Source organism: Paraburkholderia flagellata (assembly GCF_021390645.1).
Lineage (GTDB): Bacteria > Pseudomonadota > Gammaproteobacteria > Burkholderiales > Burkholderiaceae > Paraburkholderia > Paraburkholderia flagellata.
The window spans coordinates 662,167-685,561 of the sequence record NZ_JAJEJT010000001.1 but is presented as its reverse complement, the minus strand read 5'-3'; the positions used below and the strand labels follow the sequence as shown (position 1 = coordinate 685,561).

At 62.8% G+C, this 23,395-nt stretch carries 24 protein-coding genes; 4 read left to right on the top strand and 20 right to left on the bottom strand.

Features of this window, described 5'->3' with window-relative positions; translation table 11 throughout:
* Window positions 1-13: 13 nt before the first annotated feature.
* The 9 genes from L0U83_RS03000 to rfbB form a co-directional block, all read right to left on the bottom strand.
* The gene (locus L0U83_RS03000) at window positions 14-1,447 is read right to left on the bottom strand and encodes a mannose-1-phosphate guanylyltransferase/mannose-6-phosphate isomerase (RefSeq protein WP_308445014.1); all 1,434 of its coding nucleotides are present in this window, start codon (window positions 1,445-1,447) and stop codon (window positions 14-16) included.
* Window positions 1,448-1,472: 25 nt separating this feature from the next.
* Window positions 1,473-3,392: a glycosyltransferase family 2 protein gene (locus tag L0U83_RS02995; RefSeq protein WP_233880364.1), complete on the bottom strand. Its 1,920-nt coding sequence runs from the start codon at window positions 3,390-3,392 to the stop codon at window positions 1,473-1,475.
* A 183-nt stretch (window positions 3,393-3,575) separates the two neighbouring features.
* Entirely contained in the window at window positions 3,576-4,325 is a 750-nt protein-coding gene (locus L0U83_RS02990) for an ABC transporter ATP-binding protein (protein WP_233880362.1), read from the bottom strand.
* A 10-nt stretch (window positions 4,326-4,335) separates the two neighbouring features.
* On the bottom strand, window positions 4,336-5,118 hold the full coding sequence (locus L0U83_RS02985; RefSeq protein ID WP_233880360.1) for an ABC transporter permease: 783 nt from the start codon (window positions 5,116-5,118) through the stop codon (window positions 4,336-4,338).
* A 54-nt stretch (window positions 5,119-5,172) separates the two neighbouring features.
* Entirely contained in the window at window positions 5,173-6,072 is a 900-nt protein-coding gene (locus tag L0U83_RS02980) for a glycosyltransferase family 2 protein (RefSeq protein WP_233880358.1), read from the bottom strand.
* Between the two features lies 1 nt (window position 6,073).
* Window positions 6,074-6,958, bottom strand: coding sequence for a dTDP-4-dehydrorhamnose reductase (gene rfbD / locus L0U83_RS02975; protein WP_373320966.1), 885 nt, complete (start codon window positions 6,956-6,958; stop codon window positions 6,074-6,076).
* 7 nt (window positions 6,959-6,965) lie between these two features.
* Window positions 6,966-7,517: a dTDP-4-dehydrorhamnose 3,5-epimerase gene (gene rfbC, locus L0U83_RS02970; RefSeq protein WP_233880354.1), complete on the bottom strand. Its 552-nt coding sequence runs from the start codon at window positions 7,515-7,517 to the stop codon at window positions 6,966-6,968.
* The gene (rfbA, locus tag L0U83_RS02965) at window positions 7,502-8,395 is read right to left on the bottom strand and encodes a glucose-1-phosphate thymidylyltransferase RfbA (protein ID WP_233880352.1); all 894 of its coding nucleotides are present in this window, start codon (window positions 8,393-8,395) and stop codon (window positions 7,502-7,504) included. Before rfbA ends, rfbC begins: the two co-directional genes overlap by 16 nt.
* Window positions 8,396-8,406: 11 nt before the next feature.
* On the bottom strand, window positions 8,407-9,468 hold the full coding sequence (rfbB, locus tag L0U83_RS02960; RefSeq protein ID WP_233880350.1) for a dTDP-glucose 4,6-dehydratase: 1,062 nt from the start codon (window positions 9,466-9,468) through the stop codon (window positions 8,407-8,409).
* A 425-nt stretch (window positions 9,469-9,893) separates the two neighbouring features.
* Here rfbB and L0U83_RS02955 point away from each other — a divergent pair, with 425 nt between their 5' ends.
* A complete protein-coding gene (locus L0U83_RS02955) occupies window positions 9,894-10,739 on the top strand; it encodes a symmetrical bis(5'-nucleosyl)-tetraphosphatase (protein WP_373320964.1) in 846 nt (281 codons plus the stop codon).
* A gap of 136 nt (window positions 10,740-10,875) precedes the next feature.
* Here L0U83_RS02955 and L0U83_RS02950 read toward each other — a convergent pair whose 3' ends face one another.
* The 9 genes from L0U83_RS02950 to L0U83_RS02910 form a co-directional block, all read right to left on the bottom strand.
* Window positions 10,876-11,370 (bottom strand): 2OG-Fe(II) oxygenase, encoded by a 495-nt coding sequence (locus L0U83_RS02950; RefSeq protein ID WP_233880346.1) that lies wholly within the window; start codon window positions 11,368-11,370, stop codon window positions 10,876-10,878.
* Window positions 11,371-11,381: 11 nt separating this feature from the next.
* Window positions 11,382-12,158, bottom strand: coding sequence for a lysophospholipid acyltransferase family protein (locus L0U83_RS02945; protein WP_233880344.1), 777 nt, complete (start codon window positions 12,156-12,158; stop codon window positions 11,382-11,384).
* A gap of 73 nt (window positions 12,159-12,231) precedes the next feature.
* Window positions 12,232-13,515, bottom strand: a complete 1,284-nt coding sequence (locus tag L0U83_RS02940; protein WP_233880342.1) for a dihydroorotase — start codon at window positions 13,513-13,515, stop codon at window positions 12,232-12,234.
* A gap of 26 nt (window positions 13,516-13,541) precedes the next feature.
* Window positions 13,542-14,561, bottom strand: a complete 1,020-nt coding sequence (locus tag L0U83_RS02935; protein WP_158757154.1) for an aspartate carbamoyltransferase catalytic subunit — start codon at window positions 14,559-14,561, stop codon at window positions 13,542-13,544.
* A gap of 83 nt (window positions 14,562-14,644) precedes the next feature.
* A complete protein-coding gene (pyrR, locus tag L0U83_RS02930) occupies window positions 14,645-15,166 on the bottom strand; it encodes a bifunctional pyr operon transcriptional regulator/uracil phosphoribosyltransferase PyrR (protein ID WP_233880340.1) in 522 nt (173 codons plus the stop codon).
* A 19-nt stretch (window positions 15,167-15,185) separates the two neighbouring features.
* The gene (gene ruvX / locus L0U83_RS02925) at window positions 15,186-15,620 is read right to left on the bottom strand and encodes a Holliday junction resolvase RuvX (protein WP_028202128.1); all 435 of its coding nucleotides are present in this window, start codon (window positions 15,618-15,620) and stop codon (window positions 15,186-15,188) included.
* Complete coding sequence (locus tag L0U83_RS02920) at window positions 15,617-16,195, bottom strand: YqgE/AlgH family protein (RefSeq protein WP_133189864.1); 579 nt, start codon at window positions 16,193-16,195, stop codon at window positions 15,617-15,619. The genes ruvX and L0U83_RS02920 overlap by 4 nt, the downstream gene beginning before the upstream one ends.
* A 234-nt stretch (window positions 16,196-16,429) precedes the next feature.
* Complete coding sequence (locus L0U83_RS02915) at window positions 16,430-17,935, bottom strand: hypothetical protein (protein ID WP_233880338.1); 1,506 nt, start codon at window positions 17,933-17,935, stop codon at window positions 16,430-16,432.
* Window positions 17,936-18,160: 225 nt separating this feature from the next.
* Window positions 18,161-18,331 carry a rubredoxin gene (locus L0U83_RS02910; RefSeq protein WP_008342674.1) on the bottom strand — a complete coding sequence of 57 codons (171 nt, stop codon included), beginning with the start codon at window positions 18,329-18,331 and terminating at the stop codon, window positions 18,161-18,163.
* A 284-nt stretch (window positions 18,332-18,615) separates the two neighbouring features.
* On the opposite strand from L0U83_RS02910, the gene L0U83_RS02905 reads away from it, so the two are divergent.
* Window positions 18,616-19,461 carry a hydroxymethylpyrimidine/phosphomethylpyrimidine kinase gene (locus L0U83_RS02905; RefSeq protein ID WP_233880336.1) on the top strand — a complete coding sequence of 282 codons (846 nt, stop codon included), beginning with the start codon at window positions 18,616-18,618 and terminating at the stop codon, window positions 19,459-19,461.
* A 142-nt stretch (window positions 19,462-19,603) separates the two neighbouring features.
* Here the strand turns inward: L0U83_RS02905 and groL are convergent, their stop codons facing one another.
* Complete coding sequence (groL, locus tag L0U83_RS02900) at window positions 19,604-21,244, bottom strand: chaperonin GroEL (RefSeq protein ID WP_233880334.1); 1,641 nt, start codon at window positions 21,242-21,244, stop codon at window positions 19,604-19,606.
* Window positions 21,245-21,288: 44 nt separating this feature from the next.
* The gene (gene groES, locus L0U83_RS02895; RefSeq protein WP_028202123.1) at window positions 21,289-21,579 is read right to left on the bottom strand and encodes a co-chaperone GroES; all 291 of its coding nucleotides are present in this window, start codon (window positions 21,577-21,579) and stop codon (window positions 21,289-21,291) included.
* A gap of 709 nt (window positions 21,580-22,288) precedes the next feature.
* Between groES and L0U83_RS02890 the strand changes: the two genes are divergently transcribed.
* A complete protein-coding gene (locus L0U83_RS02890; protein ID WP_233880332.1) occupies window positions 22,289-22,618 on the top strand; it encodes a hypothetical protein in 330 nt (109 codons plus the stop codon).
* Entirely contained in the window at window positions 22,615-23,040 is a 426-nt protein-coding gene (locus L0U83_RS02885; protein WP_233880330.1) for a GtrA family protein, read from the top strand. Before L0U83_RS02890 ends, L0U83_RS02885 begins: the two co-directional genes overlap by 4 nt.
* Window positions 23,041-23,395: the final 355 nt, after the last annotated feature.

Genomic DNA, 23,395 nt, shown 5'->3' with positions numbered 1-23,395 from the left:
AGCGCGCCTGTTGTTAGACGGACGTCGGCACTCTCCCATAGTGATCGTCGAAACGGACGATGTCGTCTTCGCCCAGATACGCCCCCGACTGGACCTCGATCAATTCGAGCGGAATCTTGCCGGGATTTTCGAGGCGGTGAGTCACGCCTACCGGGATATAGGTCGACTGATTCTCTGTGAGCAGTAACACCTGATCGCCGTTGGACACGCGCGCCGTGCCGCGCACGACGACCCAGTGTTCCGCGCGGTGATGGTGCATCTGGAGGCTGAGCGACGCGCCCGGGCTCACGACGATGCGCTTGACCTGGAATCGCTCGCCCTGATCGATGCCTTCATACGATCCCCAAGGCCGGATTACCTTACGATGAGTAACCGACTCGTGACGGCCCAGCGCGCTCAGCCGCTCGACGATCTTTTTGACGCGCTCGGACTGATCGCGATGCGCAACGAGCAGCGCATCCGCCGTCTCGACGATAACGAGATCTTTCACACCAATTGCCGCGACCATGCGGTGTTCAGCGCGAATGTAACTGCCAGACACGCCGTCGATGAGGACGTCGCCGTGCAGCGTGTTTCCATCCGCGTCCTTCTCTGAGATCTCCGCAAGCGCCGACCATGAACCGATATCGCTCCACTTGAGGCCGCGGGCGGCGACCATGACTGCACGCGCGGTCTTCTCCATCACCGCGTAGTCGATCGAGATATTGGGGCTTACCTCGAATGCCTGCGGTTCAAGCCGGATGAAGTCGTCGTCACGCTTCGCGCCGGACACCGAGAGGCGGACCTGCTCGAGGACCTGCGGTTCGAAGCGGGCTAGCTCTTCGAGGTAGACCGACGCTTTCATCATGAACATGCCGCTGTTCCAGTAGTACCCGCCTTCGGCCACAAAGCGCTCTGCAGTCGGAGCATCGGGCTTCTCGGTGAATGCTTCGACATGCCAGGCGCCGTCGCGTCCTTCGAGCGGCTTGCCGCTGCGGATGTAGCCGTAACCCGTGTGGGGTTTCGCGGGCTCGACGCCAAAGGTGACCAGGTTGCCCTTCGCGGCGATGTCGCGCGCCGTCGCGGCGATCTGCGCAAAAACATCCTCCGCGAGAATCACATGGTCAGACGGCAGTATCAACAGCAGCGCATCCGGATCGTGTTCCATCGCGAGCAACGCCGCGGCAGCCACAGCCGGAGCGGTGTTGCGTCCGATCGGCTCAAGCACGATCGCAGAGGGCGAAACGTCGATGGTGCGCAACTGATCGGCAACCAGAAAGCGCTGCTCGTTGTTGGTGATGACGATCGGCGCCGCGACGTTCTCGACGCCGTCCAGGCGCCTCACTGTCTGCTGCACCAACGTGTCGCTCCCCGTGAGCTTCAAATACTGCTTCGGATAGCCGCCACGCGACATCGGCCACAAGCGCGTGCCGCTGCCGCCGCATAGAACTACAGGGAATACGTTCACGTTAACTCCGTTAAATGGTCTTGCTTCAAACGGTCATGTCCGCCGCCGCGCCGCGAGCAGCGGGCGTAGGCACCAGTGGCTCCACGCGGGGAGGCCAGGCCAAATCAAAATCGTCGCGCATCAGCGAGAGGTTGGGGCTGTAGCAAGGATCTTCACCGAGACGCTCGCCCCAATGCCGCATCATGTAGCCGGCCTCCCGCTCGAGGCGCGCACGCCGCTCCGGATCGTCGTCGTGGCCGCGCGTGGCCGATTCGTGGTGATACAGCTCCGCAAACGGGCTCCACGCATTGCGGTAACCCGCTTCACCAAGACGTAGACAAAAATCGACGTCGTTGTAGGCGACGGCCAAGTCCTTCTCGTTCAGACCGCCCACTTCCTGATAAACGGCCTTGCGCACGACGAGACAGGCAGCCGTCACCGCGGAGAACGCGCCAGTCAGCGCCACCCGCCCGAAGTAGCCGCGCGCCGCGCGCGGAAAACGCTTGCCGATATTGCCGGCCACGCCGCCTATGCCGAGCACGAGCCCGGCGTGCTGAACCGTATCGTCTGCGTAGAGCAGCTTCGCGCCCGCCGCTCCAACATCGGGCTGCAGCGCGAGCGCGACCAGTTCGGAAAGCCAGTCAGACGCAATGACCTCGATGTCGTTGTTGACGAGCCCGACGAGCGTGCCTGCCGCATGCTCCACCGCGGCATTGTTCAATGCGGAATAGTTGAACGGCCCGTCATCGCGCAGCACGCGGATACGCGGGTCCTCGACAATGCTCTCGAGATAGCGCAGGGCCTGCGGTTCGTCCGACCCGTTGTCCACCACGATGATTTCGTAGTTCGGGTAGGCCGTTTTCTGCAGGATGCTGTCGATGCACCGCTGCAGCAATTCTTGCGCGTTGCGCGTCGGCACGATCAGGCTCACTAACGGCGCCTGCGCGGGCAAGCCCCGGCGCACGCGATAGCCGTAGCCGAGATACTCGGCCTGCCAGTCGAGACCCCGCCGCGCGAAGTGCTCGTTGAGCGCGCGCTCGCCGGCGATGGCCGCATAGGGCTTCGCCTCCGACGTCGAGGCCGTGCTCGCCGCATGAACGCGCCAGTGATAAAGCACGCGCGGAATATGCCGGATGGCGGCGGCATCCACGCGCTCGATGCAGCGCAGCGCCAGATCGTAGTCCTGCGAGCCTTCATAGCCCATGCGGAATCCGCCGACTTCGTCGAGCAATGCCTTCTGAAACACGCCCAGGTGGCTGAACATGTTCTGCGAATAGAACAGTTCGGGATTCCATGCGCATTTGAAATACGGATCGCGCCGTTCGCCGGACGCGTCGATCTTATCCTCGTCCGAATAGATCATCCGCGTCTCGGGGTGTTTGACAATCGTCTCGGCCACGCAATAAAGCGCGTGCTCGGGCAACAGGTCGTCGTGGTCGAGGAGGGCAACCCACTCACCCGTCACGAGTTCGAGCGCGCTATTCGACGCAGCCGAGATATGGCCATTCGTCTCACGAAACACCACCTTGATGCGCTCGTCTTCGCGAGCGTAGCGCTCGAGCAGCGGACGAATGGCGGGATCGGTCGATACGTCGTCGGCAATGCAGAGTTCCCAGTGCGGATAAAGCTGCGCGCGCACCGACTCAATGGCATCGGCGAGCCATTCAGGCTTCGGGTTGTAGACTGGCACAACCACTGATATGCACGGCGCGTGCGCGAGCGCCGCGACGCGCTCGCGAATGGCTGCGCGCGTCGGGTCGTCGATCTGGTCATGCAGGCGGACCCATTTCGCATAGTCATCCTGATTGATACCGCCCGGCGCGCCCGCGCGCAGCCAGATGAGTTTGTCCCGCACGCCCGTGAAGCCCTCGCGACGATACACGCCGTACGCCTTGCGCACGGCGGCACCGAGGCCACCGCCACCGGTGACCCGACTCAAGAGCGAACGTACATCCGATAGCTTCAATTTGCTCTGCATCCTGTCGCGGAGCGGCCGGCGCCATCATGCCGGCGCTCGTCGTGCCCACGGTAGTTATTTTTTGATCAGCACCGCCGCAAGCATTCGCGCTAGCCGGCAGCCGGTCATTCGCCGTCTGAATTCCTGCACGATAGCGAACGTTCACACGCCAGCCACAGCGTGCAGGGGCGGTCACGCTGTGGCCGCCTCGTACTGCGACACCACGTCTTCCACAGGGCCAAACGCCCGGACGCGACCACGCTCCATCCAGAGTGCCTTGTTACACACGCGCCGGATCTCGGAGTTCGAGTGCATGGCGAGCACCACGATCTCCGCGCGCCTGCGCAGATCGGCAAGACGCGCTTCGGCCTTGTGCATGAACGATGCGTCGCCTACGCCCATCACTTCGTCGAGCAGCAGAATCTCGGCGTCGACGGCTGTCGACACGGCGAACGCGAGACGCACCTTCATCCCGCTCGAATAAGTGCGCATCGGCAGATCGAGGTAGTCGCCCAACTCGCAGAAGTCGGCGATTTCCTGTTGCTTCGCACGAACCTCGGTGTCTGACATGCCGAGCAGCAGGCCGCGCAGACGAATGTTCTGCATGCCCGTGGAGTTTTCGTCAATCCCGAGGCTGATATCGAGCAGCGGCACGGCGCGCCCCTCGCGCGTGACGGTGCCTGCCGTCGGAGGGTAAATGCCGGCCAGCGCACGCAGCAGTGTTGACTTGCCTGCACCGTTGGGTCCGATCAGGCCAATACGGTCACCACGGTCGAAGCGCAGATTCACGTCGTCGAGCGCGCGCACGACGATCACGCCGTCGTTGTCTTCGGCGATACGGTTGCGCCGGCCCACGCGCATCATTTGTTTCTTGAGTGAACGCCCTTGCACGTCGAAGATCGGCAAGTCCAGGTTCACGTTCTTCAGTTCGATGAATGCCATGTCTTGCTTGTCAGATCCAGTAGGGAATGCGCTTGAGATAACGGCCCGTCAGCAGCAGCGCGATCGGCCAGCCGATCACGGCCATGCCGATCGTGATGCCCCAGGTCAGCGCGCTCGGCATTTGCCCGATCAGGGGACCGCGCACGACGTCGATCAAATAGGCCAGTGGATTCCATTCGACGATGAACGAGAAACGATTCAATGCATTTGGGCGGAAAATGATCGGCGTGATGTAGAACGCGACCTGGAGCAGCGCGCTGATGATCTGCGGAAGATCGCGAAAACGCGCCGAGAGCAGGCCCGCCACCATTGAGATCCAGAGTGCGTTCAGGATGAAGATCAGCACGGCCGGAATGAAGAGCGGTAGGATCTCCCAGTCCTTCACACCGAAGATCAGCAGCAGTCCAATGATGATCACGAAATTATGGGCCGTCACGATCAAGTTGCGCCACACTACCTGAAGCATGTAAATGAGCTTGGGCGTGGACATCTGCCGGATATACGAGGCGCTGTTGATATACGCCAGGCTGCCTTCGTTGATGGTCTGCGAGAACAGCCCCCACAGCACGAGGCTCGCCGCGAGGAACGGCAGATAGTCATGCATCGGCTGGCCGAAGAGCGTGCCGTACACAACGCCAAGCGAGGCAATCAGCACGCCCATGCTGATGGTCAGCCAGAAGGGCCCGATCCGGGAGCGCGCGTAGCGCTGGCGGATTTCGAGCCAGCCAAGCAAGGTCCATAAGCGCCACGAAGCAAGGCTTTGCTTAAGGTCAGTAAGTGAAAGAGTCAACATGCGAGTTTTTGAAAGTGATTTGACAACGTGTTGCAAGACCGCCGCCGGGGCGCCTCAGAGCGCCCCCGTGCGCCCGATCAGCCCGTGCCACAGGCCAAGCAGCGATAACCGCAGATGAGCGAAACGCGGCCGCATGAAGATGCCGTAGATCGCCAGCCGCACCGGCATCTTGACGAGCTCCGTCGATTTCCAGCTCCAAGGCACGTAGCCCCGCTTGATCAACGCCGTAGCATTGCGAAACAGATAATAGTGGCGCACCGGGCCATGACCGGGATAGCTACGCCCGAAAACGAGAACGGGCTCGCCGCCAAGTTCATGCGTGAGCCGCAGCGCAGGCGCACCCAGCACGGCAAAGCCCTTCGCTTTCGCCCGAACGCACCACTCCAGATCCACGAAGTCGATAAACAACTGATCTTCCATTGGACCAATGTCGCGCCAGACTGCAAGATTGACACACGAGCCCGACGTGATCAGAAAATCGACATCGACCAGTTCCGTTCCCACTGGCGCGATCCGACGCAACTTTAGCGCACCAAAGCGGACAAATGGTGCCACGCCGCCAAGCCGCGCGTCTTCATAAGCGGGGCCGATCAGCGCGACCCGCGCGTTGCGCATGCGCTCGTCCGCCATCGTCTGCGGCAACGCGTCGAGCAATTCCACGGACGGCTCGCTGTCCTGATCGAACAGCAGCGCGCTTGTACAGCCTGCTGCAACGAGGCGCTCCACACCCTGGTTCAGCGCAGTCGCGATGCCGAGGTTCCGGCCATTCGCCACATAGTCAATTCGCGCGTCCAGGCCCAGCGCGCTCGCGGTCGAGCGCTGTTCCGTGTTGTCGACGACCACGCACGGCCACGCTTGTACCAGCCGGTTCGCACGGGCAACGCAAGCCTCATCGGGGCGATAGAAAACGACCACGATGCCCGCCCGCTCACAACGGGCGGGGTGTCCGCTCAAGTTACTCACTCAGGCACAGGCGCAGCGCGTCGTCCCAGGCAGGCATCGACAACCCGAACGTCTGGTTCAGCTTGCCGAGCGCCAGCCGTGAGTTCGCCGGACGCTTCGCCGGAACGGGATAGTCGCTCGCAGGAATCGGCACCGCCTTCGGCGCGAGTTCGCCGAGCGCGCTGGCAAAGATCGCTTGGGCAAACCCGTACCACGACGTCGAACCCGAAGCAGTGAAGTGGTAGATGCCAGAACGCTGCGCCCACCATGCGGCGTCATGCGCCGCGAGGCCCTGTGCGACAATATGCGACGTCGCGTCGGCGATTGTTCTCGACCAGGTCGGCGCGCCGATCTGATCGGCGACGATGCGCAGCTCCGGACGCTCCGTGCCGAGCTTCAGCATCGTGAGCAGGAAGTTTTTCCCGCGCCGCCCATACACCCAGCTTGTACGCAGTATCAGATGCGAGCAGCCGCTTGCCGTTATGGCCTGCTCGCCTTCGAGCTTCGTCGCGCCATAAACGTTCTGCGGGTTCGTGGCGTCGTCTTCCGAATACGGCGCATCCTTCGTGCCGTCGAACACGTAGTCGGTCGAATAATGGATCAACGTTGCACCGCACCGTGCGGCCTCTTCAGCCAGCACGCGCGGCGCTTCAGCGTTCAGCCGCCGCGCCATCGCTTCATCCGATTCGGCCTTGTCCACTGCCGTATACGCTGCGGGATTCACGATGATCGCAGGCTTTGTAGCGCGCACGACGTCTCTCACACAACCGAGATCGGCGAGATCGAGCGCTGCGCGGTCAAGGCCAATCACACGCCCAAGCCCTTGCAGACTGCGCAGCAGCTCATAGCCCACCTGTCCGCTCACACCCGTGACGAGAATCGTCGGCTTCTTGTCCATCGCACCCTCACGCATACACTTCGGCTTCGGCCAGCCGCTTACCCGCAGCATCCTTAGCCGCCAGCAGCGGTTCAAAGTCTATCGGCCATTGAATGCCGATGTCAGCGTCGTTCCACACAATGCTGCGCTCGTGCTCGGGGAACCAGTAGTCGGTCGTCTTGTAGAGGAACTGCGCGGACTCCGACAACACGACGAAGCCGTGGCCAAAGCCCGGCGGCACCCACAGCTGACGATGATTCTCGGCCGAAAGGTGCGCACCTACCCACTTGCCGAAATTCGGCGAGCTGCGGCGCAAGTCGACGGCCACGTCGAATACGTCACCTTCCACTACGCGCACGAGCTTGCCCTGCGCACGCTGGATCTGATAGTGCAACCCGCGCAAAACGCCCTTCGCCGAACGCGAATGGTTGTCCTGCACGAATACGATACCAGGCTCGACCAATTCCTCGAACTCGCGGCCGTTGAAGCTCTCGTAAAAGTAGCCACGCGCATCGCCGAACACCTTCGGCTCGATGATTTTGACTTCGGGAAGTGCCGTAGCGGTTATCGTGATGGCCATGCGACCTGATCCATGAGAATGTTCAACAAATACTTCCCGTAGCCATTCTTGGCGAGCGGCTTGGCGAGCGCCTGAAGTTGCTCGGCGCCAATCCACGACTGGCGGTACGCAATTTCCTCAGGGCATGCGACCACGAGCCCCTGGCGCTTTTGCAAGGTCGCGATAAACGTCGCCGCCTCGATCAGTGAGTCGTGCGTACCAGTGTCGAGCCACGCATAGCCGCGCCCCATGATCTCGACGTTGAGCGCGCCGTCGCTCAGGTAGCGCGAATTGACATCGGTAATTTCCAGCTCGCCACGCGCCGACGGCTTGATGTCCGCCGCGATGTCGCAAACACGATTGTCGTAGAAGTACAGGCCCGTGACTGCGTAGTTCGAGCGCGGCTGCGCGGGCTTTTCTTCGATCGACAGCGCACGAAACCCCTTGTCGAACTCGACCACGCCATAGCGCTCCGGATCGTGCACGTGGTACGCGAACACCGTCGCGCCCGACTCCTGCGCACTTGCGCGCTCGAGCTGCTTCGCTAGATCGTGGCCGTAGAAGATGTTGTCGCCAAGGATGAGCGCCGACGGATCGTTGCCCACGAAGTCCTTGCCGATGATGAACGCCTGCGCAAGACCGTCCGGCGACGGCTGCACCGCGTACTGGATGTTCATGCCCCACTGGCTGCCATCGCCGAGCATGGACTCGAAGCGTGGCGTGTCCTGCGGCGTCGAGATGATGAGCACGTCACGGATACCCGCGATCATCAGCGTCGACAGCGGGTAGTAGATCATCGGTTTGTCGTACACCGGCAGCAGCTGCTTCGAGACCGCATGGGTGATCGGATAGAGCCGCGTGCCGGAACCGCCGGCGAGAATAATGCCTTTGCGCGCCATGTTGACTACCTTTACGCGCGCTGCGCGTAGTTCGTTTCGACCCATTTGCGATAGTCGCCAGAGGCCACTTCGTCAGCCCACGCCTGGTTGTCGAGATACCAGCGCACGGTCTTCGCAAGACCGGTTTCAAACGTTTCAGCGGGCTTCCAGCCGAGATCGCGCTCGAGCTTGCGCGCGTCGATCGCGTAACGGCGGTCATGACCGGGACGATCGGTCACATAGGTGATCTGGGCGCGGTACGAACCTGCGGCCTTCGGACGCAGTTCGTCGAGCAGGTCGCACAGCGTATGCACGACTTCGAGATTCTTCTTTTCGTTCCAGCCACCGACGTTATACGTTTCGCCGCTCTGGCCACGCGCGAGCACTTCACGAATCGCGCTGCAATGGTCGCCCACGTAGAGCCAGTCGCGCACGTTCTGACCGTCGCCGTAAACTGGCAGCGCCTTGCCGGCGAGCGCATTGGCAATCATCAGCGGAATGAGCTTTTCGGGGAACTGGTACGGGCCGTAGTTGTTCGAGCAGTTCGTGGTGAGCGTGGGCAGACCGTACGTGTGATGGTACGCACGCACGAGATGATCCGAGCCGGCCTTGGTCGCCGAGTATGGGCTGTTGGGCGCATACGGCGTGGTTTCCGAGAACTGCGGATCGGTTGCGGAGAGCGAGCCGAACACTTCGTCGGTGGACACATGCAGGAAACGGAATGCAGCCTTTTCGGTTTCGGGCAGACCGCTCCAGTACTGGCGAGTTGCTTCCAGCAACGTAAAGGTGCCGACCACATTCGTCTGAACAAAATCGGCAGGACCATGAATCGAGCGGTCGACGTGGCTTTCTGCGGCGAAATGCACCACCGCACGTGGCTTATGCTCAGCGAAAAGCGCGTCGAGTGCGGCACGGTCGCAAATGTCCACACGCGCGAAGACGTGCTTCGGATTGCCTTGCAGGGATTTCAACGTTCCAAGATTGCCCGCGTAGGTCAACTTGTCTACGTTCAGAACGGCTTCATCCGATTGACGCAGCCAGTCAAGCACAAAGTTGGCACCGATAAAGCCGGCACCGCCCGTCACGAGAATCATGGAACTCCTTTATAGCTCTGTTTGATAGCAACTCTGGCCTGACGCCCCCGGACTCAGAGTGCTCGAAAGAATGCTGTAAAAATGGCTGCTTGACGAGCAAATACCCTCTCTCAACCACCTGGCATACTTCTGGCTCTGATTTTATGACCCACAATTATAAGGCCAGCCTGAGCGAATACCATACCGCTAACATCTTGAAACAGCTTGACAAATTGCGATTTGACACTTAAGCAACTATACGATTGCGGCCAACGCTCGGGCCTGCCGCGCGATAACAATGAAGTTGCCCGTTTTCTGGGTCATATCGTCGGGTTGCATTGAGCACTTGCGTCACTTGCCCGTCACTCCACGCGGTAAAACTATTCCTGTGATAGCGTTACCCTTTTGCCCTGTGCCGTACCGCAACTGATTCCGATTTAATGACCATGCACGCGCCGCACACAGCCCCACTCGCCTTCGGCGATCTGCAGGGCTGCCTCACGCCGTTTCGCGAACTGCTTGCCAAAGCCGCGCCCTCGCCCGACACACCACTGTGGTTCGCGGGCGACCTCATCAATCGCGGTCCCGAGTCGCTGGAGACGCTGCGCGAGGTGATCGCGCTCGGTGAGCGCGGCGTCGCCGTGCTTGGCAATCACGATCTGCATCTGCTCTCGGTTTCAGCCGGTATCCGCAAATCGAAGAAAGGCGACACCATTGACGCGATTCTTAACGCGCCCGACGCCGAAGACCTGCTTCACTGGGTGCGTCACCGCCCGATCGCGCATTACGAGAACGGAATGCTGATGGTGCATGCAGGCGTGTTGCCGCAATGGGACGCCGATCTCACGATGGAACTCGCGCACGAACTTGAAAGAGCGTTGCGACGCGACAACTGGCGGGATACGCTCGCCGGCCTGTATGGCAACGAGCCAAACTGCTGGTCGAAGGACTTAACAGGAATCGACCGGCTGCGCGTGACCAGCAACGCGCTGACACGCCTGCGCTTTTGCGATCGCGAAGGCGTGATGGACTTCTCCTCGAGCGGCGGTCTCGATTCCGCCCCGCCGGGCTTCATGCCATGGTTCGACGTACCCGAGCGCAAGACGGCTGATATCACGGTGGTGTTCGGTCATTGGGCAGCGCTTGGCCTCACCTTGCGCAAGAATCTGGTCGGGCTGGACTCCGGCTGCGCCTGGGGTGAGCAGCTCTCGGCAGTGCACCTCGTCGCCAACCCACACGAACGCATCCTCACGCAGGTGCCATGCGAAAGCTGCCGCGCGACCTCCGGCTGAACGCCGCCGGCTACGTTCAGTGCTTCTTGTTGTACACGTGAGTGATGCTCTTCACCCCTTTGGGAAATGCGCGTCGCACGAGTCCACGCGCGGCGGCGTCGACCTGTAGCACGATATCGCGCACGGGCTCGTCGGGTCACCCGCGAAACGAGGTCGGGTGAAAGTATTCGGCGTCGCCCACCGGGTGATTCGAGAAGTAGTAATTCGACACACAGCAGCGCTGCTCCGTGCTCGTGTTCTTCGACACCGAATGCCACGAGTGCTGGTTCGCCACCATCACCGCGAGGCGGTTGAAGCGGCTGACAATCGTGGTGGGCTCGGCTTTCGTGCCTTCCGGCCAGACTTCGAGATTGCCGCCCTTCTCTAGCGACCAATCCGGCGAAACGCAATAGAGCAGATTCAGTACACGATAACACTCGCGATCCTTGTCATGCGAACTGTCGCGATGCGGGTTAAGGATGTGGCCCGGCCCCGTCATCGAGATGCCGCCAGCATAGAGATACTCGTCCGGATAGCGACCATTGTTCGCGCAATCACGCGCTTTCTGCTTCGAGGCGCTCCACGATGCGCGCGCCGAGTTTCGTGCGATCCATGATGACTGTCCTGCCTTGATTGTTTTGCTTTCGATCACGCGACGGGGCGTCACGATACCTGAACGGCCCCGGGTCCCTGCATATGCTCCGGCTCACCCTGCATCGTCTCCAACGCCTGCCCCACCGCCTCCTGCGCGCGAGCCGCCAGCTTGCGCCGGTCGTCACCGGCCTCGATCGCTTCGCCCACGTAAACATGAGCGGTCAGCGGTCCAGCCTTGAGCATCGCGTCGAGCGAATCCTTGAGCGAGAGGTCGTCGATATACGCCGGCGCCACCGACTGCCGCCCCTGCGCATCCTCATACAGAATGCAAAGCGGCTGCACAGGCCTCCCAGCCGACACCGCCGCCTGGAACATGTTCGAGTGAAACGGCAGGAGCGCGCGGCCGTCCGACGTCGTGCCCTCAGGAAACACGCACATGAGCTCCCCCCGCGTGAGACGCTCGGCCAGCTCATGCATGATGCGGCGCGCGTCGCTGCGCTTCTCGCGCTCAACGAACACGGTGTCGAGATTCTGCGCAAACCAGCCAATGAGCGGCCAATGGCGGATCTCAGCCTTCGAGACGAACGGCGTGGGACGCCACGCATTGATCACGTAAATGTCGATCCACGAAATGTGGTTGCTCACAACGAGCGCGCCGGCGTCGAGCCGCGCCGCGTCGTTGTGCACGACGAGCTTCATGCCGCACAGCTCGAGCATCTTGAGGGACCATGCACGGTTCATGGCGTGGCGCTGATCGGCACTCGCGCGCGGAAAACGCATCGCAACGGTCAAGGCGCCACGCAGTAGATGTGCGAGCAGGCGGGTCTTGCGAATGAAAAGGCTCATGTTTGACGATAGGCTGAATCGCGAAATCCTAGCAGACCCGGATGACACAAATCTGTCATGCGCGTTCGCGACCTCAATCGACCCCGCGCTCGAACCCCACCCGCCCCGCCACCACCGTCGCGCGAACCACGGCGGGCAGTTCGTAGCCGAGGAACGGCGTGTTGTGCCCCTGGCTCCTGAGTGCGCGCGGCTCGACACGCCAGTGCGCATGGGGATCGAACACGCAGAGGTCCGCGCTCGCGCCCACGGCGAGCCTTCCCGCGTCACGCTGCATCACGGCGGCCGGCGCCGACGTCACATGGGCGAGCGCCTTCGCGAGCGGCACGCGCGCTTCCTGCGCCCATTTCACCGTGAGCGAGAGGAACAACTCGAGGCCCGTCGCACCCGGCGTCGCTTCGGCGAAGGGCAGCAGCTTTTCGTCATCGTCCACGGGCGTGTGCTGCGAGCAGATCGCATCGATCGCGCCGTCGGCGAGACCCGCGCGTATCGCCTCGCGATCACGCTGCTGGCGTAGCGGCGGGTCGAGCCGGAACTGCGCGTCGAAATAGCCGATGTCCATGTCGATCAGATGCAGATGGTTGGCCGTCACGTCGCAGGTCACAGGCAGGCCCTCGGCTTTCGCGGCACGCACGAGCGCAACGCCCGCTGCCGACGAAAGATGCTGCACGTGCACGCGCGCACCCGTCACGCGCATCAGTTCGAAAAGCGTATGCAGCGCAATCGTCTCCGCGCTCACCGGCACGCCAGAGAGACCCAGGCGCGATGCCAGCGCGCCGCTCGCGGCCACACCACCCTTAGAGAGATATGCGTCTTGCGGTCGCAGCCACACGGCGTAGCCATAGGTGCTCGCGTATTGCAGCGCGCGCAGCAGGACCTGCGTATCGGCAATCGGCGCGTCGGCCTGCGTGAAGCCGATGCAGCCCGCCTCGGTCAACGACACCATCTCAGTGATCACCTGCCCTTTCAGGCCTACGGTCAACGCTCCGAGCGGATGCACACGCGCACGCGCGAGCTTGCCCGCACGGTGCTTGAGCATCTCGACCAGGCCCGCTTCGTCGAGCACCGGATCGGTGTCGGGCGGGCACACGAGGCTCGTCACGCCGCCCGCGAGCGCCGCGTTCATCTCCGAGTCGAGCGTGGCCTTGTGCTCGTAGCCCGGCTCGCGCAGACGCGCACTCAGGTCGACGAGACCGGGCGCAACCACAAGGTCACGCGCATCGAGCGTCCGGTCTGCCTGAAAGCCCGCGGGTGCTACGCCAAGCGCGGCGATCTTGCCCGCTTCGATGTACACGTCCTGCTGCTGTTCGGTGCCTGCCGCCGGATCGATCAGCGTACCGCCTTGAATATGAATCTTCATCTGCTGCCCTTATCGTTCTCGCCGCTTCAATCGTTGTTCCCGGCGACGATGCCCATCACCGCCATGCGCACCGCAATGCCAAAGCTCACCTGATCGAGGATCACCGACTGCGGACCGTCGGCGACCTGCGAGTCGATTTCCACGCCCCGATTCATCGGCCCCGGATGCATGACGATCGCATCGGGTGCGGCGAGCGCGAGGCGCTCGGGCGTCAATCCCCAGCTCTTGAAGTACTCCTGCGCGGAAGGCAGCAGCGCGCCGCTCATGCGTTCGTTCTGCAGGCGCAGCATGATGATGACGTCGACGTCTTTCAGGCCTTCATCGAGGTTATGAAACACGCGCACGCCCATCTGCTCGAGACCGCCCGGCAGCAGCGTACGCGGGCCAATCGCGCGCACCTCGGGCACGCCGAGCGTGGTGAGCGCATGAATGTCCGAGCGCGCCACACGCGAATGCAGGATGTCGCCCACGATTGCCACACGCAGATTCGTGAAATCGCGCTTGTAGTGGCGGATCGTGTACATGTCGAGCAGCCCTTGTGTCGGGTGCGCGTGGCGGCCGTCGCCGGCATTGATCACGTGCACGTGCGGCGCGCAGTGTTCGGCGATCAGGTACGGCGCGCCGCTCGACGCGTGGCGCACGACGAACATGTCGGCGTGCATCGCCGAAAGGTTGCCAATGGTGTCGAGCAGCGACTCGCCCTTGCTCGTCGACGAAGCGTTGATGTTCAGGTTAAGCACGTCCGCCGAGAGACGCTTGGCCGCGATCTCAAATGTGGTTCGCGTGCGTGTGGAGTTTTCGAAGAACAGGTTGAACACTGACTTGCCGCGCAACAGCGGCACCTTCTTCACGTCGCGGTCGGTCACGCTCACGAACTGCGTGGCGGTGTCGAGAACGTGCGTGAGGATCGCGCGCGACAAGCCTTCGATCGACAGCAGATGCTTGAGTTCACCGTTCTTCGTGAGCTGCGGATTGCCCTTGAGAAAGCCGTAGCGAAAACGCTTGTCGTCCGCTGGGGACGCTGCGGGCGTGGGCTGTGTGTTCATCGCTTGAATCCTGGATGTGATGAGCGGCGCGTGGCCAGCGTGCGTGCCTGTACGTCTGCCGTCGAATGTGTTCGATGCGCGCGTCAGGCGCCGCTGCCCGGCTCGACGTAAAAGGCGAAGCGGCCATCGGCGCTGTGTGCGAGCACAAGCGTTTCGCGTGCACCGACGCTCACCGCGCCGCCGGTAAAACGCGCAGTCACCGGCAGTTCGCGCCCGCCGCGTTCGGCGAGCACCGCGAGTTCGACAGAGGCCGGCCGCCCGTAGTCATAGAGTTCGTTGAGCGCAGCGCGTACGGTGCGGCCCGTGAAAAGCACGTCGTCGACGAGCAGAATGTGGCGGCCTTCCACCGCGAAGGGCAGCGCCGTCGGGCTAGCCTTGCTGTGCAGGCCTTTCTTCGCATAATCGTCGCGGTGCAGCGCAACGTTGAGCACGCCCCATTCGAGCGCCCCGACGTCATGTGCGAGCCGCTCGGCGATCCACGCGCCGCCGCTATGAATGCCGACGATCGCCACGCCGCCGGGCGCGTCGAACGCATCGGCGTGATACGCCGCGCGGATCTCGTCGAGAAGGGCGCAATACAGCGCTTCAGCGTCGGGAATGATCATGGGGCAACTCGCGGGCTAGTTAGAGCGGGAGTTCGTCGAGGTACTGCTGGAGAATCACGGAGGCCGCTTCGGCGTCGACATGTTCGACGCGTTCGCCGCGCTCGCGCAGACGCGCTTCGGCGTCGACGGACGAATAGCGCTCGTCCACCCATACCACCCGCAGACCGAAACGGCCGTTGAGCTGGTTGCCAAAGCGCTTTGCGTGCTGCGTCATGAAGTGCGGCGTGCCGTCCGGATGGCACGGCAGGCCGACCACGAGCAGATCGGGCTGCCATTCGCGCAGCAACTCGCCTATCGCTTCGAAGCGGTAGTCGCGACTCTTGTTTGGAATGACGGTGAGCGCCCGGGCGCTGCGCGTGAGCGCATTGCCGAGCGCGACGCCGATGCGCTTTTCGCCATAGTCGAACGCAAGCAAGGTCGCCTCGCCGGCCCCTCGCCCAGCGGCCACGCTCATGCGTGGCCCGCCTCGCCCGAGAGCATCGTCGAGGAAATGCCGAGCAGCGCGAGTGCCGCTTCGAAGCGCTCTTCGGCGGGCACGTCGAATACGATCTTCGGGTCGGCCTCGACCGTGAGCCAGCCGTTCTTCGAGATTTCGTCCTCGAGCTGGCCCGCACCCCAGCCGGCATGGCCGAGCGTGAGGAGGAAGCGTTCTGGGCCGCTGCCGTTGGCGACGGCTTCGAGCACGTCCTTCGACGTGGTCATTTCAAGGCCGCCCGGCACCGACATGGAAGACGTATAGCTCGTGCCCTCGGCGGGCGCGTGCAGCACGAAGCCGCGCTCCGTCTGCACCGGGCCGCCGAAATACACGGGCACATGCAGGAGCGGTTCGATTTCGAGCTTCAGGTCGATGCGGGAAAAGAGCGCCTCGAGATCGATGTCGGTGGGCCGATTGATGACGAGACCGAGCGCGCCGCGCTCCGAATGATCGCAAAGGTAGACCACAGTTCCTGAAAACGTGGGGTCCGCCATGTTTGGCATGGCGATCAGGAACTGGTTGGTCAGATTGATGCGATCGTTACTCTTGGACATGATTTGAATTCTAGCAAAGACGATGCGCAATGGCGGCGCGCTGCCCGGCCGGAGGTCGGGCGCCGAATGGCTGCCTCGCGCCTTGCCAGCCGATGCGCGTCGCGCATTGCAGGGAATGGCTCACTCTAACACGCGCGTGCTGTGCCCTCGCAAGGCAATCGGCAGATGGCGCAAGGCCGATGCCTGGCCTTTGCGAGGTCCGGCGCGCGCCGCAAATCCAGAGGCTCGGTGCGGTCAGTGCGCACTATTTTGCACTGCACTTTGCGCCGCGCCGTTGACGATCGCCACGCCGAGCGCACGCACCGCGGGCGCGGCGTCGGGCTGCGCGATGCCCGCCGCGACCTTATGCAGCATCGCGCGCAGCGCCTCGCTGGTGTGCTCGATCGCCTCGGCGCCGGGCGGCTGAACCGTCGGTGCGCTCCGAGCCTCAAGCGTCGCGAGCGTTGCCGCGTGCGCGGTGCGCCGCCAGGCGAGGCCCAGCGCGTCCGCTAGCTGGCCGACATGCCCGAGCCCGAGCGCCCAGGCGGCCGCGCCGATGCGGTATGCCGCTTCGGCCGCGACCAGCGCGTCTGCGGGCTCCGCGGTCGCGCCCCCGCCGCGTAGCGTCAGCGTGCGCGAGTGCGTGCCGAGCGCGATCATCGCCGCATCGGCGGTCTGCAGAAAATCTTCATACGCATTGCCGTTCACGACGAGCGCACCCAACTCGCGCGTGGTCGCCACGCGCGCCGCGAGCGCGCCAGCCTGCACGCTGCCGGCTTCCCACAGCGCCTCCGAGGCCTGCGTGCCGGCGATGTGCCACTCCACGGTCAAGCCGTAGTCGTGCAGCAAATCGACATCGGCGGTGTCTTCCGCGGCGGCCCCGAAAAGCGCGTAGTCGCGCCATAACAACGCCAGCGTCGAGCGCACGAGCGTTTGCGGCGCGAAGCGCAGACCGCGCGCGTGCTCGCCGATCAGCAAATTGCAGCGTGCGTAAAGCCGCCGCACGCCCGCGTCGCCCCACGACGCCACGCCGCGCCGCAGCGCGCGTCCGCACGCAGCAGCAAGACGCCAGAAGTCGTAGGGATCCGGACTCGAAAGCTCGGCCATGCACGCGTCCATCTCGTCGAACGCCGCGAGCGCGAGCGCATTGGCCGCGCGGCTACCGTTGCCGAGCTGCGATTTCAGCGCATGCAGGAGTGCCTGCTCGAAGCGCGCGCGCACCTGGCCAAAGCGCTGCGCCGGCTGCGGATGGAGCGACGCGGGCGCGATCGGCCGGCCCTGCAGCGCCACGTCCTCGTAGGCTAGCGCGACGCCCGGCATGTGCTCCGCGAGCGCGGCCACGAGCGCGTGCTGCCGCGCGAAAAGCGAGGGCGAGCACGCCAGCTCGCGCAGATTACGGCGTTCGAGCGCAGCGGCGAGATCTTCGAGCGCCTCGCTGAACAAGGCGCGGATTTCCACGCCCTGCGCTTCCTCGGGTGCGTGGAGCGGCCGTGCGGGCAAGCCCGGCGGCGGCGCTACGGGCACCGGCGCGGCAAGCGCGAGCGGGGAAGCGAGGAGCAGCGTGTCGGCAAAGCGCGCCGCGGCAAGCCAGCCGGCGTCGTGCAGCGTGCGGGCCGCCTGGCGCAGCGGCCGGGCGACGTCGCGCTGCTCTTCGAACGCGGCGAGCGCCTGCGCGAGTGCGCCGCGCGCGAACGGCACCGTGCCGCCGCGCGGATTCGGCAACGCTTCGAACCGCACATCAGAGCTAGAAGGGTGACTCATAGGGCAGCGCCGAAAACGTTAGCGGGCCGACCAGGCAGGCAATTTCGACAAAAGCGTCGACAACCGCGACGGCAAGCTCAAATGCGGTGCCAGCCGCGGCGACACCGCGAGCCGCACCGCACTCGACACTCACCACACTTCTGGAATCTGCAGCCGGACTGCGCGCCAGGCACCGCCACCAACCAGAGAAACGCGTGAAAAACGCGCTCAGCCGCCAGCGAGGTCTCAGATCTGGACCATCTCGAAGTCTTCCTTGCGCGCACCGCACTCGGGGCAGGTCCAGTTGATCGGGACATCCTCCCAGCGCGTGCCGGGGGCAATGCCTTCGTCTGGCAAACCGGCTTCTTCATCGTAAATCCAGCCGCAGATCAGGCACATCCAGCTTCTATATTCCATTCTTATGCCGCGTCGAAAAGTCCGAAACCAGTCGGAAAAAAAATCGGGGAAACGAGAGCCATGATGGTACCTTGTTGCCGTTTCCATGCCTAGCAACAGGAAATCTGGCCTATACGGGATCAAACGGAAGGCGTTGCCGCAAGCGGCTGGTGCAGCGCGGAAAAATCCTCTCGCGCGTCGGGGTCATCCGTCCCCCGGATTCTTCGATAAGCCGCATAATTGAAGCATTCTCTTATGACGGCACGGTACGCCGCGCCCGAAGTTCAATTCATCTCGCCACGTTCATGCCCAGCGACACCCCTCCCATCGTCCTCACCTTCGGCCTTTCCGACCCGACAGGCGGCGGCGGACTGCAAGCCGACCTGCTCACGCTCGCCAGCATGGGTTGCCACGGCGTCACCGCGCTGACCGGCTATACCGTGCGCGACTCCGCGGGCTGCGACGAAGTGACCGGGCTCGATCCGGAAACCGTCGCCACCCAGGCGCGCATGCTGCTCGAAGACATGCCGATCGCGGCGTTCAAGGTGGGCGCGGGCGCGCGCGCCGAGGTCGTGAGCGCGATCGCTGAAGTCGTCGCCGATTACGACGACTTGCCGCTCATCCTTGCTCCCGACTTCACGCTCGACGACGAGCACGTACTCGCCGCCGACGAACTACGCGAAGCCATGGCCGACCTGCTCGTGCCGCAAACCACGCTGCTCGTGGCTGACTCCGCCACGCTGATCGCGCTCGCGCAGCCGGACGGCGACGCGGAAGCGCCCAGCGTCGATGCGGCCATCGCGCACCTGCTAGCCACCGGCTGCGAGTACATCCTGGCGATGGAAACGGGCACGCATCGCGTGGTCAACACGCTGTATTGCGAAGACGGCCAGCTGCGCCAGGACCTTTGGGACCGCTCCACGCAACCGATGATGGGTGTGACCGACACACTCGGTGCCGCCATCGCCGCGCTGCTCGCGAACGGCCAGGAGCCGCCCGAGGCCGTGCGCGAGGCGCAGGAGTACGTATACCAGGCCGTGCAGAACGCGTTCCGGCCGGGCATGGGTGCCTGGCTGCCAGATCGGTTCTTCTGGGCGCGTAGCAACGACACGGACGCGGACGAAGCCTCTCCCGGGGAAGCGAAGGAATAACTCTCGCGGCGCGCAGCCGCGCGACTCAAACCGTACAGACGAAAAAAAACCCGCATCGCTGCGGGTTTCTTCTTTTCGGGCTAAGGAACGCACCTCACGGCGCGTTCCCTGCACGTCGATGTAATTTTGGCGCAAGCCGCAATTACATGTCCATGCCCATGCCGCCCATGCCGCCGGGCATACCGCCGCCCATCGGAGCATCTTCCTTCGGCACTTCAGCAACGGCTGCGTCCGTCGTCAGGAGCAGGCCAGCAACCGATGCTGCGTTTTGCAGCGCGGTGCGCGTGACCTTCGTCGGGTCGACCACGCCGGCTTCAACCATGTCGACGTACTCGCCCGTCGCTGCGTTGTAGCCGTAGTTGCCTTGGCCGGCCGCAACCGCTGCCACGACCACCGAGGCTTCTTCGCCGCCGTTCGTGACGATCTGGCGCAGCGGCTCTTCCATCGCGCGCAGGACGATCTTGATACCAGCGTCCTGGTCAGCGTTGGCGCCCTTTACGTTGGCGATAGCCGTACGTGCACGGATCAGCGCGACGCCGCCGCCCGGGACGATGCCTTCTTCAACGGCAGCGCGGGTTGCGTGCAGCGCGTCTTCCACGCGTGCCTTCTTTTCCTTCATTTCGATTTCGGTCGCAGCGCCGACCTTGATCACTGCCACGCCGCCTGCCAGCTTGGCAACGCGCTCTTGCAGCTTTTCACGGTCGTAGTCCGACGTTGCTTCTTCGATCTGCGTGCGGATTTGCTTCACGCGGGCTTCGATGGTCGAACCTTCGCCAGCGCCGTCGATGATCGTCGTGTTTTCCTTGCCCACTTCGATGCGCTTGGCTTGGCCGAGTTCGGCCAGCGTTGCCTTTTCGAGCGTGAGGCCGGTTTCTTCCGCGATGACTTGACCGCCGGTCAGGATCGCGATGTCTTCCAGCATGGCCTTGCGACGGTCGCCGAAGCCCGGAGCCTTGACAGCAACGGTCTTCAGGATGCCGCGGATGTTGTTGACGACCAGCGTTGCCAGAGCTTCGCCTTCGACGTCTTCAGCGATGATCAGCAGCGGACGGCCAGCCTTCGCGACTTGTTCCAGAACCGGCAGCAGATCACGGATGTTCGAGATCTTCTTGTCGAACAGCAGGACGAACGGGCTTTCCAGCACGGCGACTTGCTTGTCCGGGTTGTTGATGAAGTACGGCGAGAGGTAGCCGCGGTCGAACTGCATACCTTCGACGACTTCGAGTTCGTCTTGCAGCGACTTGCCGTCTTCGACGGTGATGACGCCTTCCTTGCCAACCTTGTCCATCGCTTCAGCGATACGGTCGCCGATCGACGTGTCGCTGTTTGCCGAGATCGAGCCGACTTGAGCGATTTCCTTGTTGGTCGTGCAGGGCTTGCTGACCTTGCGCAGTTCTTCGATCGCTGCTGCGACGGCCTTGTCGATGCCGCGCTTCAGGTCCATCGGGTTCATGCCCGATGCGACGTACTTCATGCCTTCACGGACGATCGACTGTGCCAGAACCGTAGCCGTCGTCGTGCCGTCACCGGCGTTGTCGCTGGTCTTGGAAGCGACTTCCTTGACCATTTGCGCGCCCATGTTCTGGAGCTTGTCCTTCAGCTCGATTTCCTTTGCGACCGAAACACCGTCCTTGGTGACCGTCGGGCCGCCGAACGAGCGCTCGAGGACCACGTTGCGGCCCTTCGGACCCAGCGTGACCTTCACTGCGTTGGCGAGAATGTTCACGCCTTCAACCATCTTGGAACGGGCGGAATCGCCGAACACGACGTCTTTAGCTGCCATCTTCTAACTCCTTGAATTCTTGAATAATGAGCGGTGGAATGAACTTACTTGTTCACCACGGCCATGATGTCTTCTTCGCGCATCACGAGCAGTTCGTTGCCATCGACCTTGACGGTCTGACCAGCGTACTTGCCGAACAGGACGCGATCGCCGACCTTCACGTCGAGCGCGATCAGGGCACCCTTGTCGTCACGCTTGCCCGGGCCGATGGCCAGGACTTCGCCTTGATCCGGCTTTTCTGCCGCTGCGTCCGGGATCACGATGCCCGAAGCGGTCTTGGTTTCTTGATCCAGGCGCTTGACGATCACGCGATCATGCAAAGGACGAAGGTTCATGGATAGATCCTCTCTTGATTAGGACTTGAAGCGACTCAAGAAAACCTGGCTGCCGGTAACCGCCAGCCAGCGATGTTGTTAGCACCAGAGTTGTTAGCACTCTCATGCGGTGAGTGCTAATTATATGGACGGGGAGTGACAAATTCAAGAAGGGGGCTCAACTGCAACCAACGCGGCGATTGTTGCGCAATTTTCTTATACGAAAGACATTTATACGCCTAAAATCAGAAAAATAAGCCAGATAAGTCAACCGAGTTGTCATCCAGCTATCCGGGGTCGGGTATACGATAGCTTCAGAACGCCAAGTCCCTCGCCCCTGCAAGTCGAACAGCGCAACCGGATCGCGCAAGAAAACTTCGGCAGGTCCGGGATGCCCGCCAAGGAAGTGCAACCAACGCAATCGTCCTTACCGCCGACAAATAGCCTGCTTGTTCCGCCACGTGACACCGCCGCGCTCACCAATGAACTAGAACTACTTCGCCGACGGCGAAATCGCCGGGCCTGTTCGCATGCCCCACTCTCAACGCCATCGCGCAACCCGTTGCCATCAACGCGCGTCTTGACCGTGCAGCGTATAGGTTCCAGATCGCTACCGGCGTCAGATCGCGCGCATGCTCGAAGGCTGCCTCTGTGTTCCGGCGAACGGTGTTCTCGGGGCGACCCACCTAACATGCGTCAATCGTCTACCACTGTCTGGCGATAGCACATCATGAGCGTCTTGAAGCCCAGTTCCTGCGGTCACTACCCGTATGTCCCGCCAAATCGCTGCGAGCCCGTTTGGCGAGAGAACGGGCAGACGACGCTGCGCGATATAAGCAACGGCTTCAGCACGTCATTGCCGTTCGGCAATGGGGGCAGCCATGGCTACGAACGTGTTGCCGCCACCGATCACGTCCTCGTGCTTCGCGCTCCCTACCGCCTCAACACGGCGGACTGGAAAGCTGGCGTCGTGCGCGCAAAGGCGGGCGATTTGCGCGCCGAGGGCATGTTTGTCATCCGTTCGCTGCGCGGCATCGCGCTCAAGGGGACTACGCTATGAGCAGCGCTACCGCCAGTATGTCGCTCAGTCGAACGCGGCTCGTATTCTGGTACGCGACGTTCGCCGCCCTATCAATCGGCGCGAATCTCGGCAGTCAGAGCATCGCCTTTCACCTGTACCAAGGGATGTATGCGGTGCCACTTTCAGTGTGCATAGGCACAGGCGTCGGACTTGTCGTCAAATATCTGCTCGACAAGGCCTGGATATTTCGCTACGAGCACCAAAGCGTTGCACACGGCGTGCGCACATTCAGCATGTACGTCGCGATGGGGGTCGGCACAACGCTCGTTTTCTGGTCCGTCGAATTCGCCGCAAATGCGCTCTTTCATGGCGAAATCGGCCGGCTCGCCGGTGGTGGACTCGGTTTGGTGATCGGCTATTTTACGAAGTACCAGTTGGATAAGCGCTTTGTGTTTGCTTGAGTTCGAGTTGCCAAGCGGCATAAAGCGAGCTGGCCGCCTTAGCTTTGGCGGCGCCACGAGTCGCGTACGGCGCAATTGCCGCTGGTGCCGCGTTCCTGTCAAACGCTAGTAAGCGGTCCCGGCTTCGATACCGGCAGGGGCGCAGTCCGGCTCACCTTCGCGCTCTCGAACGATCGCACAAGCCCCATTGTGGTCGTACTGTCTGGCCTGAGCATTTTGTCCGCGATCTGATGTCGCTCCAGACGGCGACGAGACCTGCAGACAGTGTGCGCCCCCCCCGCTGCAGCGCCAAACGCCAGGACACCACTCCTGACTGAAAACGCGCTCCGTCTAGCCGAAGACGTCGACGGGGCAT

Coding starts and splice junctions, on each gene's coding strand:
- L0U83_RS02910 (WP_008342674.1), bottom strand. CDS start 18,331: ATGGAATATAGAAGCTGGATGTGCCTGATCTGCGGCTGGATTTACGAT.
- groES (WP_028202123.1), bottom strand. CDS start 21,579: ATGAACCTTCGTCCTTTGCATGATCGCGTGATCGTCAAGCGCCTGGAT.
- L0U83_RS02945 (WP_233880344.1), bottom strand. CDS start 12,158: ATGAGCCTTTTCATTCGCAAGACCCGCCTGCTCGCACATCTACTGCGT.
- groL (WP_233880334.1), bottom strand. CDS start 21,244: ATGGCAGCTAAAGACGTCGTGTTCGGCGATTCCGCCCGTTCCAAGATG.
- rfbD (WP_373320966.1), bottom strand. CDS start 6,958: ATGGACAAGAAGCCGACGATTCTCGTCACGGGTGTGAGCGGACAGGTG.
- L0U83_RS02905 (WP_233880336.1), top strand. CDS start 18,616: ATGCCCAGCGACACCCCTCCCATCGTCCTCACCTTCGGCCTTTCCGAC.
- L0U83_RS02935 (WP_158757154.1), bottom strand. CDS start 14,561: ATGAACACACAGCCCACGCCCGCAGCGTCCCCAGCGGACGACAAGCGT.
- pyrR (WP_233880340.1), bottom strand. CDS start 15,166: ATGATCATTCCCGACGCTGAAGCGCTGTATTGCGCCCTTCTCGACGAG.
- rfbA (WP_233880352.1), bottom strand. CDS start 8,395: ATGGCGCGCAAAGGCATTATTCTCGCCGGCGGTTCCGGCACGCGGCTC.
- ruvX (WP_028202128.1), bottom strand. CDS start 15,620: ATGAGCGTGGCCGCTGGGCGAGGGGCCGGCGAGGCGACCTTGCTTGCG.
- L0U83_RS02985 (WP_233880360.1), bottom strand. CDS start 5,118: ATGTTGACTCTTTCACTTACTGACCTTAAGCAAAGCCTTGCTTCGTGG.
- L0U83_RS02885 (WP_233880330.1), top strand. CDS start 22,615: ATGAGCAGCGCTACCGCCAGTATGTCGCTCAGTCGAACGCGGCTCGTA.
- L0U83_RS02940 (WP_233880342.1), bottom strand. CDS start 13,515: ATGAAGATTCATATTCAAGGCGGTACGCTGATCGATCCGGCGGCAGGC.
- rfbB (WP_233880350.1), bottom strand. CDS start 9,468: ATGATTCTCGTGACGGGCGGTGCCGGCTTTATCGGTGCCAACTTTGTG.
- L0U83_RS02990 (WP_233880362.1), bottom strand. CDS start 4,325: ATGGCATTCATCGAACTGAAGAACGTGAACCTGGACTTGCCGATCTTC.
- L0U83_RS02915 (WP_233880338.1), bottom strand. CDS start 17,935: ATGAGTCACCCTTCTAGCTCTGATGTGCGGTTCGAAGCGTTGCCGAAT.
- L0U83_RS02920 (WP_133189864.1), bottom strand. CDS start 16,195: ATGTCCAAGAGTAACGATCGCATCAATCTGACCAACCAGTTCCTGATC.
- L0U83_RS02890 (WP_233880332.1), top strand. CDS start 22,289: ATGAGCGTCTTGAAGCCCAGTTCCTGCGGTCACTACCCGTATGTCCCG.
- rfbC (WP_233880354.1), bottom strand. CDS start 7,517: ATGGCCATCACGATAACCGCTACGGCACTTCCCGAAGTCAAAATCATC.
- L0U83_RS02955 (WP_373320964.1), top strand. CDS start 9,894: ATGCACGCGCCGCACACAGCCCCACTCGCCTTCGGCGATCTGCAGGGC.